This window comes from Mycolicibacter icosiumassiliensis (assembly GCF_900078685.2).
GTDB lineage: Bacteria > Actinomycetota > Actinomycetes > Mycobacteriales > Mycobacteriaceae > Mycobacterium > Mycobacterium icosiumassiliensis.
The window spans coordinates 1368200-1383057 of record NZ_LT546166.1 but is presented as its reverse complement, the minus strand read 5'-3'; the positions used below and the strand labels follow the sequence as shown (position 1 = coordinate 1383057).

General features: G+C 67.4%; 14 protein-coding genes. 5 read left to right on the top strand and 9 right to left on the bottom strand.

What is annotated here, in order from left to right; all coding sequences use genetic code 11:
• Positions 1-10: 10 nt before the first annotated feature.
• Positions 11-2371, top strand: coding sequence for a glycoside hydrolase family 65 protein (locus BN4346_RS30425; RefSeq protein ID WP_067970188.1), 2361 nt, complete (start codon positions 11-13; stop codon positions 2369-2371).
• 4 nt (positions 2372-2375) lie between these two features.
• Here BN4346_RS30425 and BN4346_RS30420 read toward each other — a convergent pair whose 3' ends face one another.
• The 3 genes from BN4346_RS30420 to guaB all read right to left on the bottom strand — a co-directional run bounded on the left by BN4346_RS30420 (position 2376) and on the right by guaB (position 6950).
• The gene (locus BN4346_RS30420) at positions 2376-4106 is read right to left on the bottom strand and encodes a GMC family oxidoreductase (RefSeq protein ID WP_067970185.1); all 1731 of its coding nucleotides are present in this window, start codon (positions 4104-4106) and stop codon (positions 2376-2378) included.
• Between the two features lie 98 nt (positions 4107-4204).
• Entirely contained in the window at positions 4205-5353 is a 1149-nt protein-coding gene (locus tag BN4346_RS30415; protein WP_067970182.1) for a GuaB3 family IMP dehydrogenase-related protein, read from the bottom strand.
• A gap of 64 nt (positions 5354-5417) precedes the next feature.
• The gene (guaB, locus tag BN4346_RS30410) at positions 5418-6950 is read right to left on the bottom strand and encodes an IMP dehydrogenase (protein WP_067970179.1); all 1533 of its coding nucleotides are present in this window, start codon (positions 6948-6950) and stop codon (positions 5418-5420) included.
• A 197-nt stretch (positions 6951-7147) separates the two neighbouring features.
• On the opposite strand from guaB, the gene BN4346_RS30405 reads away from it, so the two are divergent.
• Positions 7148-7552: a DUF5319 domain-containing protein gene (locus tag BN4346_RS30405; protein WP_067970336.1), complete on the top strand. Its 405-nt coding sequence runs from the start codon at positions 7148-7150 to the stop codon at positions 7550-7552.
• Here BN4346_RS30405 and BN4346_RS30400 read toward each other — a convergent pair whose 3' ends face one another.
• Positions 7553-8359 carry a hypothetical protein gene (locus BN4346_RS30400; RefSeq protein ID WP_067970176.1) on the bottom strand — a complete coding sequence of 269 codons (807 nt, stop codon included), beginning with the start codon at positions 8357-8359 and terminating at the stop codon, positions 7553-7555. It abuts the gene before it with no gap.
• Between the two features lie 260 nt (positions 8360-8619).
• Between BN4346_RS30400 and BN4346_RS30395 the strand changes: the two genes are divergently transcribed.
• The 3 genes from BN4346_RS30395 to BN4346_RS30385 all read left to right on the top strand — a co-directional run bounded on the left by BN4346_RS30395 (position 8620) and on the right by BN4346_RS30385 (position 10423).
• Positions 8620-8910: a WhiB family transcriptional regulator gene (locus BN4346_RS30395; protein WP_046189106.1), complete on the top strand. Its 291-nt coding sequence runs from the start codon at positions 8620-8622 to the stop codon at positions 8908-8910.
• Between the two features lie 201 nt (positions 8911-9111).
• Positions 9112-9423 carry a DUF732 domain-containing protein gene (locus BN4346_RS30390; protein WP_067970172.1) on the top strand — a complete coding sequence of 104 codons (312 nt, stop codon included), beginning with the start codon at positions 9112-9114 and terminating at the stop codon, positions 9421-9423.
• A 4-nt stretch (positions 9424-9427) separates the two neighbouring features.
• Positions 9428-10423 (top strand): PE-PPE domain-containing protein, encoded by a 996-nt coding sequence (locus BN4346_RS30385; protein ID WP_235653570.1) that lies wholly within the window; start codon positions 9428-9430, stop codon positions 10421-10423.
• A gap of 56 nt (positions 10424-10479) precedes the next feature.
• Here BN4346_RS30385 and BN4346_RS30380 read toward each other — a convergent pair whose 3' ends face one another.
• The 5 genes from BN4346_RS30380 to groES form a co-directional block, all read right to left on the bottom strand.
• Complete coding sequence (locus tag BN4346_RS30380) at positions 10480-10761, bottom strand: hypothetical protein (protein WP_067970332.1); 282 nt, start codon at positions 10759-10761, stop codon at positions 10480-10482.
• Between the two features lie 9 nt (positions 10762-10770).
• Complete coding sequence (locus tag BN4346_RS30375) at positions 10771-11070, bottom strand: GlsB/YeaQ/YmgE family stress response membrane protein (RefSeq protein WP_067970169.1); 300 nt, start codon at positions 11068-11070, stop codon at positions 10771-10773.
• A 188-nt stretch (positions 11071-11258) separates the two neighbouring features.
• Complete coding sequence (locus tag BN4346_RS30370; RefSeq protein ID WP_067970166.1) at positions 11259-12359, bottom strand: ferritin-like domain-containing protein; 1101 nt, start codon at positions 12357-12359, stop codon at positions 11259-11261.
• A gap of 180 nt (positions 12360-12539) precedes the next feature.
• A complete protein-coding gene (gene groL / locus BN4346_RS30365) occupies positions 12540-14162 on the bottom strand; it encodes a chaperonin GroEL (RefSeq protein ID WP_067970163.1) in 1623 nt (540 codons plus the stop codon).
• Positions 14163-14265: 103 nt separating this feature from the next.
• On the bottom strand, positions 14266-14568 hold the full coding sequence (gene groES / locus BN4346_RS30360) for a co-chaperone GroES (RefSeq protein ID WP_067970328.1): 303 nt from the start codon (positions 14566-14568) through the stop codon (positions 14266-14268).
• Positions 14569-14858: the final 290 nt, after the last annotated feature.

Sequence of the window (14858 nt, the reverse complement as noted above, 5' to 3'; positions counted from 1 at the left end):
AAGCGGGCCGATGATCTCCGAGGATTACTTTCCGATCGAACCGTGGCAGATCCGCGAAACCCACCTCGACCTGGATCTGCTCGGGCAGACCGAGTCCCTGTTCGCACTGTCCAACGGGCATATCGGCCTGCGCGGCAACCTCGATGAGGGCGAACCGCACGGCCTGCCCGGCACCTACCTGAACTCGTTCTACGAGGTGCGGCCGCTGCCGCACGCCGAGTCCGGGTACGGCTACCCGCAGGCCGGGCAGACCGTCGTCGACGTGACCAACGGCAAGATCATCCGGTTGATGGTCGATGACGAGCCGCTGGACGTCCGCTACGGCGAGCTGATCGAACACGAGCGGATCCTCGACCTGCGTGCGGGCACCCTGACCCGCCACATCCACTGGCGCTCACCGGCGAAGAAGCAAGTCAAGGTGCATTCGACCCGACTGGTGTCGCTGGCGCACCGCAGCGTCGCGGCCATCGAATACGTGGTCGAGGCGATTGACGAATTCGTCCGTGTGACAGTGCAATCCGAGCTGGTTGCCAACGAGGACCAGCCGCCGATCTCCGCCGACCCGCGGGTTGCGGCGATCCTGGAGAACCCGCTGGAGGCCGTCGAGCGCGAGAACACCAACACCGGCGCGGTGTTGGTGCATCGCACTCGCGCCAGCGGACTGATGATGGCCGCGGCCATGGATCACGAGGTCGAGGTGCCCGGGCGGGTCCAGGTCACCACGATGACGATCCCCGACGTGGCGGCGACCACGATCGTGTGCGGCCTGCGTCCCGGGCAGAAACTGCGCATCGTCAAATACCTGGCCTACGGGTGGTCCAGTGAGCGATCTCGGCCCGCGCTGCGCGATCAGGCCGTCGCGGCGCTGACCGGTGCCCGCTACAGCGGCTGGCAAGGGCTGGTCGAGGCCCAACGCGCCTACCTCGACGAGTTCTGGGACGGCGCCGACGTCGAGGTCCACGGCGACCCGGACTGCCAGCAGGCGGTCCGCTTCGCGCTGTTCCACCTGCTGCAGGCCAGCGCCCGCGCCGAACGTCGCGCCATCCCCAGCAAGGGTCTGACCGGAACGGGTTATGACGGCCATACCTTCTGGGACAGCGAGAGCTTCATCCTGCCGGTGCTGATCTACACGGCTCCGCACGCCGCGGCCGACGCGCTGCGCTGGCGGGCGAGCACGCTGGATCTCGCGCGCGGGCGAGCCACGGAGTTGGGGCTGGCGGGCGCGGCTTTCCCGTGGCGGACGATCCGTGGCCAGGAGTGCTCCGGGTACTGGCCGGCGGGCACCGCCGCCTGGCACATCAACGCCGATATCGCGGCGGCGTTCGAGCAGTACCGGGTGGTCACCGGCGACCCCACGGTGGAGCAGGAGTGCGGGCTGGAGGTGCTGGTCGAGACCGCGCGGCTCTGGCGCTCGCTGGGGCACCACGACCGGCACGGGGTGTGGCACCTGTACGGGGTCACCGGCCCCGACGAATACACCGCGATCGTTCGGGACAACGTATTCACCAACCTGATGGCGGCCCATAATCTGCGCACCGCCGCGCAGGCGTGCGCCCGCCACCCCGATGCCGCCCACGAGTTAGGGGTCACCACCGAGGAGATGGCCGGCTGGCGGGACGCGGCCGACGCGGCGCACATCCCCTACGACGAGGAACTGGGGGTGCATCCGCAGTGCGACGGGTTCACCACGGCCGCGGAATGGGACTTCGACACCCGCAACACCTACCCGCTGCTGCTCAACGAACCCTATGTGCGGCTGTACCCGGCCCAGGTGGTCAAGCAGGCCGATCTGCTGCTGGCCATGCAGTGGCGCAGCCACGCGTTCACCGCCGAACAGAAGGCCCGCAACGTCGACTACTACGAGCGGCGCACGGTGCGGGACTCGTCGCTGTCGGCGTGCACCCAGGCGGTGATGTGCGCCGAGGTGGGGCACTTGGAGTTGGCCCACGACTACACCTATGAGACCGCGTTCGTCGACCTGCGCGATCTGCACGACAACACCCGCGACGGCCTGCACATGGCGGCGCTGGCCGGGACCTGGCTGTCCTTGGTCGCCGGGTTCGGCGGCCTGCGTGACGACGCCGGCGTGCTGTCGCTGGATCCCGCCCTGCCCGACGGGATCTCACGGCTACGGTTCGGGCTTCGCTGGCGGGGATTTCGGGTGACGGTCGACGCCGACCACAGCGAAGTCACCTACACGCTGCGCGATGGCCCCGACGGCCGGCTGACGATCAACCATGCCGGCCAGGACATCGAACTGAGCACGCAGTCGCCGACGACGCTGCCGGCCCGTCGCCGCGAACCGCTGCTGCCCACCCCGACGCAGCCGCCCGGCCGCGAACCGCAGCACCGCCGGGATGTCGCGCGGTGATGCCTCAGGCGATACCGGAGGACCAGCGCAGCGCACCGAAGGCGCTGTCCGGCACCGCCGGGTTCTTCGGCGCGATCGGGTCCAGCCGCCGGTAGACCTCACCCTGAGCCGGCCGCAGATCGGCCTCGCCCTTGTTGGGCCACAGCGACGCGGCCCGCTCGGCCTGCGCGGTGATCGACAGGGACGGGTTAACACCGAGGTTGGCCGAGACCGCCGCGCCGTCCATCACCGCCAGAGTCGGGTAGCCGTACACCCGCTGGTAGGGGTCGATGACGCCGTGCTCGGGGCTGTCCCCGATCGCCGCCCCGCCCAAGAAGTGCGCGGTGAGCGGGATGTTGAACAGTTCGCCCCAGGTGCCGCCGGCCACCCCGTCGATCTTGGCGGCCATGCGGCGGGTGACCTCGTTGCCGACCGGGATCCAGCTGGGGTTCGGCTCACCGTGGCCCTGCTTGCTGCTGTAGCGGCGGATGCCCAGCTTGCCGCGTTTGGTGAAGGTGGTGATCGAGTTGTCCAGGTGCTGCATCACCAGCGCGATCACCGTGCGTTCGCTCCAGTGCCGGGGGATTAGCAGCCGAAGCATACGAGGGGGATTCTTGCCGGCCTGGCCCAGCAGCTGCAGCCACCGTGGCACCTCGGTGCCCTGCGGTCCGGCGCCGTCGGTCATCAGGGTCTGCAGCAGCCCCATGGCGTTGGAACCCTTGCCGTAGCGCACCGGTTCGACGTGGGTGTCGGCGGTGGGATGGATCGAGGAGGTGATCGCCACCCCGTGGGTCAGGTCCAAATCCGGATTGACCTTCAAGGTTGCTGCGCCCACGATGGATTCGGAGTTGGTGCGGGTCAGTACCCCAAGCTTGCTGGAAAGGTTGGCCAGCTTTCCTTTATCCCGCATCTTGAACAGCAGCCGCTGGGTGTTGTAGGTACCGGCGGCCAGAATCAGATGCCGGGCGGTGAAGGTCTTGCGGTGCCGCCGCGCGCGCCGGCCGGTGCGCACCGTGGTCACCTGCCACAACCCGTCGGCGCCCTGCTCGAAGGCCGTCACCGTGGTCATCGGATGTATCTGTGCGCCAGCCGATTCCGCCAGATACAGGTAGTTCTTCACCAGGGTGTTCTTGGCGCCCCAACGGCAGCCCGTCATGCATTCGCCGCACTCGAGGCAACCGGTGCGGTTCGGCCCGGCGCCGCCGAAGTACGGGTCGGCCACCGTCTTGCCCGGCGCCTTGACGCCGCTGGCGCCGTCCGGGCCGAAGAACACCCCGACCGGGGTGGCCACGAAGGTGTCGCCGACCCCCATCTCATCGGCGACCTGCTTGACGATGCGGTCCGCGTCGGTGAAGGTCGGGTTCTTGACCACGCCGAGCATCCGCTGGGCCTGGTCGTAGTGCGGCATCAGCTCGGCGCGCCAGTCGGTGATGTGCGCCCACTGCTTGTCGGCGAAGAACGGCTCCGGCGGCACATAGAGCGTGTTGGCGTAGTTCAACGACCCGCCGCCGACACCGGCACCGGCCAGCACCATGACGTTGTTGAGCAGGTGAATGCGCTGGATGCCGTAGCAACCCAGCTTCGGTGCCCACAGAAACTCGCGCAGGTGCCAAGAGTTCTTGGCGAAATCCGCGTCGGCGTATCGGCGTCCCGCCTCCAAAACGCCGACCCGATAACCCTTCTCGGTCAGCCGCAGCGCGCTCACGCTGCCGCCGAAACCCGAGCCGATGATCAGGACGTCGTAGTCAGGCTGCATCGCATCAGTATGCCCTACCCGGTACCCGCGGTAGCAGGGTCGCCGAGGCTACATTTCGTCGCGGTTTTCGTCGCCCGGAGACGAAGACAGGGCCGAAATCAGGAGCCGACGGTCAGGCCGACCTTCTGGAACTCCTTGAGGTCGCAGTAGCCGGCCTTGGCCATCGCGCGACGCAGCCCGCCGACCAGGTTCAACGAGCCGAACGGGTCGTCGGAGGGCCCCTCGAGTACCTGCGCCAGGCTGGGGCGCTCCCCGTAGGCGACCTGCATCAGCGCGCCGCGAGGCAGGGACGGGTGGGCGGCAGCCGACGGCCAGTACCAGCCGTCGCCCTGCGCCTGCGCCGCGGCCGCCAGCGGCGTGCCCAGTACCACCGCGTCGGCACCGCAGGCGATCGCCCTGGCCAGATCCCCGGACGTGTGGATGTCACCGTCGGCCAGCACGTGCACATAGCGCCCGCCGGTCTCATCGAGGTACTCGCGGCGCGCGGCGGCCGCGTCGGCGATCGCGGTGGCCATCGGCACCGAGATGCCCAGCACCTCATCGGAGGTGGTCACCCCGGCGGTCGAACCGTAGCCGACGATCACCCCGGCCGCGCCGGTCCGCATCAGGTGCAGCGCGGTGCGATGGTCGATCACCCCGCCGGCCACCACCGGGATGTCCAGCTCGGAGATGAAGGTCTTCAGGTTGAGCGGTTCCCCGGCCCCGTCACGGTCCACGGCGACCCGCTCGGCGGAGATGATGGTGCCCTGGATGACCAGCAGATCGACACCGGCAGCCACCAGCGCCGGGGTCAGGGCCGCGGCGTTCTGCGGGCTCACCCGCACCGCGGTGGTCACGCCGGACTCGCTGATGCGCGCCACCGCGGCGCCAAGCAGCTCGGGGTTCAGCGGCGCGGCGTGCAACTGCTGCAGCAACCGGATCGCCGCCTCGGGCTCGGGTTCCTTGGCCGCGACCTCGGTCACCTGGGCGATCTTGGCCTCGACGTCGGCGTGCCGGCCGATCAGTCCTTCGCCGTTGAGCACCCCCAGCCCACCGAGCCGGCCCAGCTCGATGGCGAACTCCGGGGAGACCAGCGCATCGGTGGGGTGGGCCAGCACCGGCATCTCGAACCGGTAGGCATCCAGCTGCCAGGCGGTGGACACGTCCTTGGAGGAACGCGTGCGCCGCGACGGCACGATGTTGATGTCGTCGAGCTCATAGGTGCGACGGGCGGTGCGGCCCATGCCGATCTCAACCATGTCACGCATGACGGGTCAGCCTCGTTTCTGTTGCTCTGCTTGTCTGCGCGCAGACGCGGGGACGAACGCCTGCTCAGCGGACGTAGTAGTTGGGGGCTTCGACGGTCATGGTGATGTCGTGCGGGTGGCTTTCCTTCAGACCCGCCGCGGTGATCCGCACGAACTGCGCCTGCTGCAGCGCCTCGATGGTGGCCGAACCGGTGTAGCCCATCGCCGCCCGCAGCCCGCCGGTGAGCTGGTGGATAACCGTGCTCAACGGGCCCCGAAACGGCACCCTGCCCTCGATGCCCTCGGGCACCAGCTTGTCCTCGGAGAGCGCGTCGTCCTGGAAGTAGCGGTCCTTGGAGTAGGACTTGGCCCCACCGCGCCCCTGCATGGCGCCCAGCGAACCCATCCCGCGGTAGCTCTTGAACTGCTTGCCGTTGACGAAGATCAGCTCGCCGGGCGATTCGGCGGTACCGGCCAACAGCGAGCCGAGCATCGTCGTCGACGCGCCGGCGGCCAGCGCCTTGGCGATGTCTCCGGAATACTGCAGTCCACCGTCGGCGATCACCGGTACACCGACCGGGGCGCACACGGCAACGGCTTCCATAATGGCGGTGATCTGCGGGGCACCCACCCCGGCGACCACCCGAGTGGTGCAGATCGAGCCGGGGCCTACCCCGACCTTCACCGCGTCCGCGCCGGCCTCGACCAGCGCGGCGGCTCCGCTTCGGGTGGCCACGTTGCCGCCGACCACCTCAACCCGCTCCCCCACTTCGGCTTTGAGCTTGCCAACCATGTCCAGCACCCCGCGGTTGTGGGCGTGCGCGGTATCCACGATCAGCACATCCACCCCGGCGTCGACCAGCGTCATCGCCCGGACCCAGGCGTCGTCGCCGACGCCCACCGCGGCGCCGACCAGCAGCCGGCCGTCGCTGTCCTTGGTGGCCAGCGGGTGCTGCTCGGTCTTGACGAAGTCCTTGACGGTGATCAGCCCGGTCAGCTTGCCGTGGCCGTCGACGATCGGCAGCTTCTCGATCTTGTGCCGGCGCAGCAGGCCCAGCGCGGCGTCGGCGGAGACACCCTCTTGCGCGGTGATCAGCGGCGTCTTGGTCATCACCTCGGCGACGGGCTTGTTCTGGTCGACCTCGAACCGCATGTCCCGGTTGGTGATGATCCCAACCAGAGCACCCTTGTTGTCCACGACCGGCAGCCCGGAGATCCGGAAGCGGGCGCACAGCGCATCCACCTCGGCCAGGGTGTTCTCCGGCGTACAGGTGACCGGGTCGGTGACCATCCCGGCCTCGGACCGCTTGACGGTCTCGACCTGTCCGGCCTGCTCGGTGACGGGCAGATTGCGGTGCAACACGCCCATGCCGCCGGCCCGGGCCATCGCGATCGCCATCCGGGCCTCGGTGACGGTGTCCATCGCGGAGCTGACCAGCGGCACCTTGAGCGCGATGTTGCGGGTGAGCCGACTCGCAGTGTCGGCGGTGGCCGGCACCACGTCGGACGCTGCCGGAAGCAGCAGGACGTCATCGAAGGTCAGCCCCAGCATCGCGATCTTGGGGGACTGCCCGTCAAGCGCGCCACCGGCATATACCGCATCATCTTGCGGGCCCATGGCACCAGTCATCGGAGCGCTGACCTCTGTTTTGGACAACCAACGGCCATCTGGGAGCCTCCACTACAAAGCCGGGGTGAAAAGTCCATCCTAATCGCGGCGCGCAGCCGCTTTCGCCCGCCACCACCCTTGAGCTCCGGCGGGCCCCTGTGCCCACCGCTGGCTTTCTGTCATGGCGACTGCGTACCCTAATGGGCGTGCGTGACCACCTGCCACCCGGTTTACCGCCCGACCCGTTCGCCGACGACCCGCATGACCCGTCTGCCGCACTGGACGCCGTCGAACCGGGCCAGCCGCTGGACCCGCAGGAACGGACCGCAGTGGAGGCCGACCTCGCCGATCTGGCGGTCTACGAAGCGTTGTTGGCGCACCGGGGAATTCGCGGCCTGGTGGTGTGCTGCGACGACTGCAATCAGGACCACTACCACGACTGGGACATGCTGCGCGCCAACCTGCTGCAGCTGCTCATCGACGGCACCGTCCGCCCGCACGAGCCGGCCTACGACCCGGAGCCGGACAGCTACGTGACGTGGGATTACTGCCGCGGCTACGCCGACGCGTCGCTCAACGGGGCCACCTCGGAGTACGACGGCTACCGCTGATCAGCGCTGCTGCCAGCTGCCGCCGCGGTGGCGCACCAGCTCCGCAGCCTCGTCCCGCAACCCGCGCAGTTCGGCCACCGTGTGCATGCTGGCGGCGTCGTTCACGTCGGCCAACATGCACGCCAGCGCCCATTGCAGGGGAATTAGCCCCAACCGACCGGTGTCCAGCAGTGCGGCCTCAGCCACGACGCGCGCCCGGTCGAGGTTCCCCGCACAGCACAACGCCCCGGCCAACACCACCTGACTCTTCACCCGGTGTCGCAGCATGCCTTCGCCCACCAGCTCGGTTGCCTGCTCGGCATGGCGCACCGCGGTGGCTCCATCGCCGGTGACCATCGCCAATTCTGCGGTCACCCAGTGCCGACGGACCGTCAGGCGCGGCGGGGCGGTGGACGGCTCCGCAGCGGCCCGGCCCAGCAGCGCCGCCGAGGCTGCGAAACGCCCGACGCCCAGGGCGTCGGCGGCCAGCCCGACCAGCGCATCGGCGTAGGCCTCGGGGTCGACGTGCTGGTCGCCACCGGCCAGCGCCAGCGCCCGGCCATCGAAACCGCGGGCCAGGTCATGCCCGCCGAGTTGGCGCAGGAACGAGCCCCGGGTGCTGTAGGCCAGGGAGGCCAGCGGGCCGGCCGGCACCTCGCGCAACAACACCGCAAGATCGGCGTCGGCACTGGCGTACCTCCCCTGCCCGCCAGCGGCGACGGCGCGCAGCCACCGCTGCCGGGGATTGGTCGCCTCGGGTAGGGGCCAGCGACCGGGTTCTTCGCCGAACGCGACGGCCACCAGGACTGCTTCGGGGTCCTCAATCATCGCTGCGCGACGTTACGCGGTGCCGCCACAACATAACTACTCCACAGAATGCGGAATAACATCCACTCTCACGGAAACTCCACCCGTTTAGGCCAGCCTTTCTTAATCGTCACGTTGGTTTTACTTCAGATCGTTTAGTTACCGTCCCCCTCGGCGCCGGAAGACAGCCGGCGCTGTTTTACGCGCACCACCACCTGAGACACCGCTCGAGAAGCCGCATCCCAAAGATCCGGCCGAACAGCGTTTTGAGAGGGGTTCCCATGCCACAGGTTGAGCAATTGCCCGGCCGCAACGCGGACGTGTGGGATTGGCAGCTCCGGGGAGCGTGTCGAGGGGTCGACTCATCGGTGTTCTTCCCGCCCGACGGCGAACGCGGTCGCGCCCGAGCCCAGCGTGAGCAGAACGCCAAGAAGTGGTGCCGCAGCTGCCCAGTGCTGGAGCAGTGCCGGACGCACGCGCTCGCGGTAGGTGAGCCCTATGGCATCTGGGGCGGCATGTCCGAAGCCGAGCGGCACGCCGCGCTGCGCTGCAACCTGCGCCCCAGCGGCTAGTTACTTCCCGACCGGCCGCGGCATCACATTCGCGGCCCGTGGGCCCCTGAACAGCCCCCGGTTAGCCGGGGGCTGTTCGCCCACTGCACCTTCCCCGGCGACGGATCGCTCGGTTCTGGCGATCACCGGCCACCTGCGCCATTACGCTCTTCTTCGGTAGCCCCGCGAGGCTGCGAGGGCAAGAAGAGCAAGGAGAGCACTGTGCAAAAGCAGCTGCTGTTCGGAACCATCGCAGCGGGGTTCGCCGTCGGCCTCATCGCCGCGCCTATCGCAAGCGCTGACGACGAGGCATTCCTCAATGAACTGCGGTCCAATGGATTCCCGGGCCTGACGCTGGGAGACCAGCAGCTGCCCGACGGCGTGGTGGTGGCCAACGGCTGGATGGCCTGCAACCGGCTGCGCCTGGGCGAGAAGCCCGAACAGACACTGGCCCAGGTGAACCCGAACGACGTCGACAAGGGACGCATGCTGATCAATGCCGCCCAACATCACCTGTGCCCCGACACCCTCTGAGCCCGTGACATCGCAAGGTAGGGCAGCCAAAAGCGTCGTTGCTCACGTCGCCGTCGCCGGCCTGATGGCGGCCGCGGCCGGGGTGGCAACCAGCCAACCCGTCCACGCCGCAGCCACCCTGCTTGCTTCCACCGGTCCACTGTCGGGCAGTCAAACGGCGCTCATCCTCGGCGGAACCACCGAACCGACGCCGTCACCCCAATTCGCGCGTTCGGCCGAGAATCTGTTTCTGAACCCGCTGGGTTTCAACGGTGGTTCAACCGGTTCGACGGTCTGCTACATGGACGGCACCGACCCGTGCAGCGCCCCTCTGCAGGTGCTGACGACGCCCGAACTTATCCAGCAGGGCCCGAGCAGTCTCACGGCCGCGTCGGCCATTGTCCTGGCGGTCGAGAACCAATTCAACGCCAACCCAGGCGCTTTCGACGCCGAGCACCCGCTGACGATCTTCGGCTACTCGCAGAGCGCCACCGCAGAGTCGATCGCGATGACCCGACTGGCCGAGGCCGGCATTCCCAGCGATGCTCTGCACTTCGTGTTCATCGGCGATCCGTCCACCCCGGACGGCGTCTGGCAATACCTGGAATCAGCCATGGACGCCACACTCGGCCCAAGCCTGACGGACTATCTTCTGAACCTTTTAGGCATGACCGAGGTCCTCGGCAACCTGACACCCAATGACCTGTACCCGGCCACTATTTACGGCTTGCCCGATGACCCGGTCGCCAACTTCGCCGATGTCTACGCCACCGACGGCCTGTGGGGTGCGCTGTTGGGCATCCTCGGCGCACACGTGGAGTACCTGGGCTTGACCCCGGAACAGGTCGCCGACGCCACCACCACGGTCGACGGCAACCTGACCTACATCAACATCGACAACAGCGATATCAACGGCTTCGACGCCTGGATCAATGCGGTTTTCTGCGGCGGGGCCGCCAACAGCGGATTGTTCGAGAGCGTATTCGACTCTCTGCAACTGTTTTTCACCGACGTCTTCTGACACCGATAGGCACCACACCCAGCGCGGTGTGGTGCCTATCGGATCCGAACATCCGCTCAGCCGTGCGGCGCCTCAGATATCTTGCTGTCCGGCTTTCCCAACGTCTTGCAGTAGGTCGATACCGACAGGCGAGTTGCCGAGATCTCCAGATTCGATGGGTCGGCACCGCTTTTGTCTTTGAGCATCTTGGTGATCTCGTCGTCCTGCTTCTTCTCGTCCTGAGCGACGAAGTCCTTGCACTTCGTGTCGCCGCCGGTGTTGATCACCTGCGAGGCCGAGCAACCACTGGAAATCAGCACCCCCAGCGCAAAGGCGGCAAACGCAACGCTTTTCATCATCATCGCTCCCTACGCCTCGCGCCCGAAGAGGCGCAGCAGCCAGAGCAGAATGATCGCGCCCAAAATTGCGGTGAACAGAGTGAACCACCAGCCGCCGCTCGCCGTGTCGACGACGAAGCTGAGCAGAAATCCGCCGATCAACGCTCCGACGACCCCCACAACTACATCGGCGAACAGGCCATATTTCGTCTTCATGGCCATACCCGCGATCCAGCCAGCAATTGCGCCGATCACGATGTAGCCGATCCACCCCACACTGGTCAACGTCGTGGAACGGGCCAGGAATTCGGTGGCCGCCACTGCGTTCATGGTGATCTCCTTTTCGACACCTTTAGCGACGTTGGGGTCAACGCCGCGGAGGACTCATACCCGTTCTACGCGCCCACTAATCACCGCGCCGGCGAACCACCACAATTAGTCCGGCGAAAATGAATTGACAACCAATGCAATGGATTCGGCTTTCGGCTCGCCCGAGAGGAACCCCGTCGCTCCCTGGGTCAGCTCGCGCCCGCCACGATCACCTCGTTGACCTCGACGGCACGGACGGCCATCTCGGCATGGGCCCGGTCCAGGGATTCGGCTTGATCCTCGTCGGCCTTCATCAGCGCCTCGATGTCGAAGCCGGCCATGTCGATCACACCCATATCCCGGAACGCCTTCTGCACCTTGGGACCCCACAGTCCGATGTCCTTGACGATCGGCACGATGCGGCTGAACAGGTGCGAACGGAACTGGATCATCAGCGGTGACGAGTCGACCCATTCCGCGCACTCTTTGACATTCATGCCGAGGGTCTCGAAGACCTCCTCGCCACGGAATCGGTCGCGCATCAGGTAACAGGCGTCCACGACGAACTCTTCCCGCTCGTCTCGCTCAGCATCGGTGAGCGCGGAGTAGTAGTCCTTCAACGAGATTCGCCCGAAGGCGACATGGCGGGCCTCGTCCTGCATCACGTAGGCCAATACCTTCTTGGCCAGTGAGTCCGGTGCCGCCAGGTCGCGCTGCACCCCGAAAGCCGCCAGCGCCAGCCCCTCAATGAGGACCTGCATACCCAGATAGGGCATGTCCCAGCGTGAGTCACGCAGCGTGTCATCCAGCAGTGCGGTCAAGTTCTTGTTGATCGGGTAGACCAAGCCGATCTTGTCCTGAAGGAACCGCGAGAACGTCTCGACGTGCCGGGCCTCGTCCATGGTCTGGGTGGCGGCGTAGAACTTCGCGTCCAGGTCCGGGACGACTTCGACGATCTTGGCCGCACACACCATCGCGCCCTGCTCGCCGTGCAGGAACTGCGAGAACTGCCAGGCCTGGGAGTGCCGGCGCATCTCGGCCCGACGTGCGTCGTCCGCGGCCTCCCACATCGGGCTGCCGAACAGTGGATGGAACTCGTCGGGCAGCCCGACCGGGTTCATCGGGTCGACGTCTTGGGACCAGTCGATGCGCGACTGAGCATCCCACTGTTTGTCCTTGCCCTTCTGATACAGCGACAGCAGCCGAGCTCGCCCGTCGTCGTACTCCCACGTGAAGCGCGCGTCGCCAGCGCTGGCAACCTCCCACGAATAGGGCGCGGGCACTTCGGTGTACATGTCCCTCGTGCTCATGAGCTGCCGCCTTTGTTACCGGGTGTGACCAGTGGTCTTATGACGTGTATCACACTGCGCCGCGGGCGGCGACGCGTCAAGCATGTCGGGCTGGCAAATGGCAGCACCGTCTCGATGGCACCCGAAAACCAGAAGGGGGCCGGAACCCGCCATAGGTTCCGGCCCCCACCCCGTCACTACCTAGTGGGCGTGCCCGTGGTGCCCGTGGCCGGCGTGCGCGTCGACCTCGACGGGCTTCTCCACGACAGCCGTTTCCGTGGTCAGCACCATCCGCGCCACCGAGGCGGCGTTGAGCACCGCCGACCGGGTCACCTTGACCGGGTCGATGACACCGTCGGCAGCCAGGTCACCGTAGGACAGCGTCGCAGCGTTGAAGCCCTGCCCGGCCGGCAACTCGGCGACCTTGCTGGTCACCACGGCACCGTCCACCCCGGCGTTGGTGGCGATCCAGTACAGCGGTGCGCTCAGCGCGGCGGCAAACACCTCCACGCCCTGCTTCTCGTCGCCGGTCAGCGAGGACCGCAGCCCCGCCAGCGCCGCGCGGGCCTGCACCAGCGCCGCACCACCGCCGGTGACGATGCCCTCCTCCACCGCGGCCTTGGCGGCCGCCACCGCGTCTTCGACCCGATGCTTGCGCTCCTTGAGTGCGGTCTCGGTGGCCGCACCGACCTTGATCACCGCCACACCGCCGGCCAGCTTGGCCAGCCGCTCCTCGAGCTTTTCCCGGTCCCAGTCGGAGTCGGTCGCCTCGATCTCGGCGCGCAGCTGCTTGACCCGTCCAGCGACAAGGTCGGCACCACCAGCTCCATCAATGATCACCGTGTCGTCCTTGCTGACCACGACCCGGCGGGCCGTGCCGAGGACGTCCAGACCGGCTTCCCGCAGCGTCAGGCCGACGTCGGGGTTGATCACCTGGGCGCCGGTGACGATCGCGAGGTCCTCCAGGAACGCCTTGCGCCGGTCACCGAAGTACGGCGCCTTGACCGCAACGGCCTTGAGCGTCTTGCGGATTGCGTTGACCACCAGGGTCGACAGCGGCTCGCCCTCGACGTCCTCGGCGACGATCAGCAGCGGCTTACCCGCCTCGGCGACCTTCTCCAGCAGCGGCAGCAGGTCCGGCAGAGAGCTGATCTTGTCGCGGTGCAGCAGGATCAGCGCGTCCTCGAGAACGGCTTCCTGCGAGTCGAAGTCGGTGACGAAGTACGCCGACAGGAAACCCTTGTCGAAGCCGACGCCGTCGGTGATCTCCAGCTCGGTGGACAGCGTCGAGGACTCCTCCACGCTGACCACGCCGTCGGCGCCGACCTTGGTCATGGCCTCGCCGACCAGCTCACCGATCTCCTCGTCGCGCGAGGACACGGTGGCCACCTGCGCGATCGATTCCTTGCCGGAGACCGGCGTGGCCGCGGCCAGTAGCGCCTGCGACACCGCGTCGGCGGCCTTGGCGATGCCGGCACCCAGCGCGATCGGGTTGGCGCCGGCCGCGACATTGCGCAGCCCGCCGGAGATGATGGCCTGGGCCAGCACGGTGGCGGTGGTGGTGCCGTCGCCGGCCACGTCGTTGGTCTTGGTGGCCACCGACTTCACCAGCTGGGCGCCGAGGTTCTCGAAGGGGTCCTCCAGGTCCACGTCGCGGGCCACGGTGACGCCGTCCATGGTCACCGTGGGGCCGCCGAAGGACTTGGCCAGCACCACAGTGCGGCCACGCGGGCCCAGCGTCACCCGGACCGCGTCGGCGAGCTTGTTCACGCCGGCTTCCATCGCCCGGCGCGCGGCCTCGTTGAACTCAATCTGCTTGCTCATAGCTGTTTAAGCCCTTTTCTCTACGCGTGCCGCCCCGGACATCACCCGTATGACGGGGATCTCCGGGGCGGGCACGGTGGTTGCTTTGTGGCTACGTGCCGACCTACTTGCTTACAACGGCCAGCACGTCGCGCGCGGACAGGATCAGGTACTCCTGGCCGCCGTACTTGATCTCGGTGCCGCCGTACTTGCTGTACACGACGACGTCACCCTCGGCGACGTCCAGCGGGATCCGCTTGGTGCCGCCCTCGTCCCACCGGCCGGGACCGACGGCGACGACGGTGCCTTCCTGCGGCTTCTCCTTGGCGGTGTCCGGAATGACCAGACCGGACGCGGTCGTGGTCTCGGCCTCGTTGGCCTGAACGAGGATCTTGTCCTCGAGTGGCTTGATGTTCACGCTCGCCACGATTGGGGCCCTCCACATGTGTCTGGATGCGACCCGGCGCATACCGGGCCCATCGGAACGTACTTACTTAAGGTGTTCGGCATTCGTGCGAGCCCTCGCGTCGTCGTCGCGGGTGCCGAGCGAGGAACCGTCCGACTGCCACCTAGCACTCTATACATGAGAGTGCTAGCACTCAAGTGCCCATGGTGCTTCCGGTCTACGGCGCGGCAGCGCCCGCGCCACCGTGGCCACCGGGGGTGCCGGTCGGGTCGGTCGGCGTGAGTCCGGTGGTGCCGGCGGTTCCCGGCGTG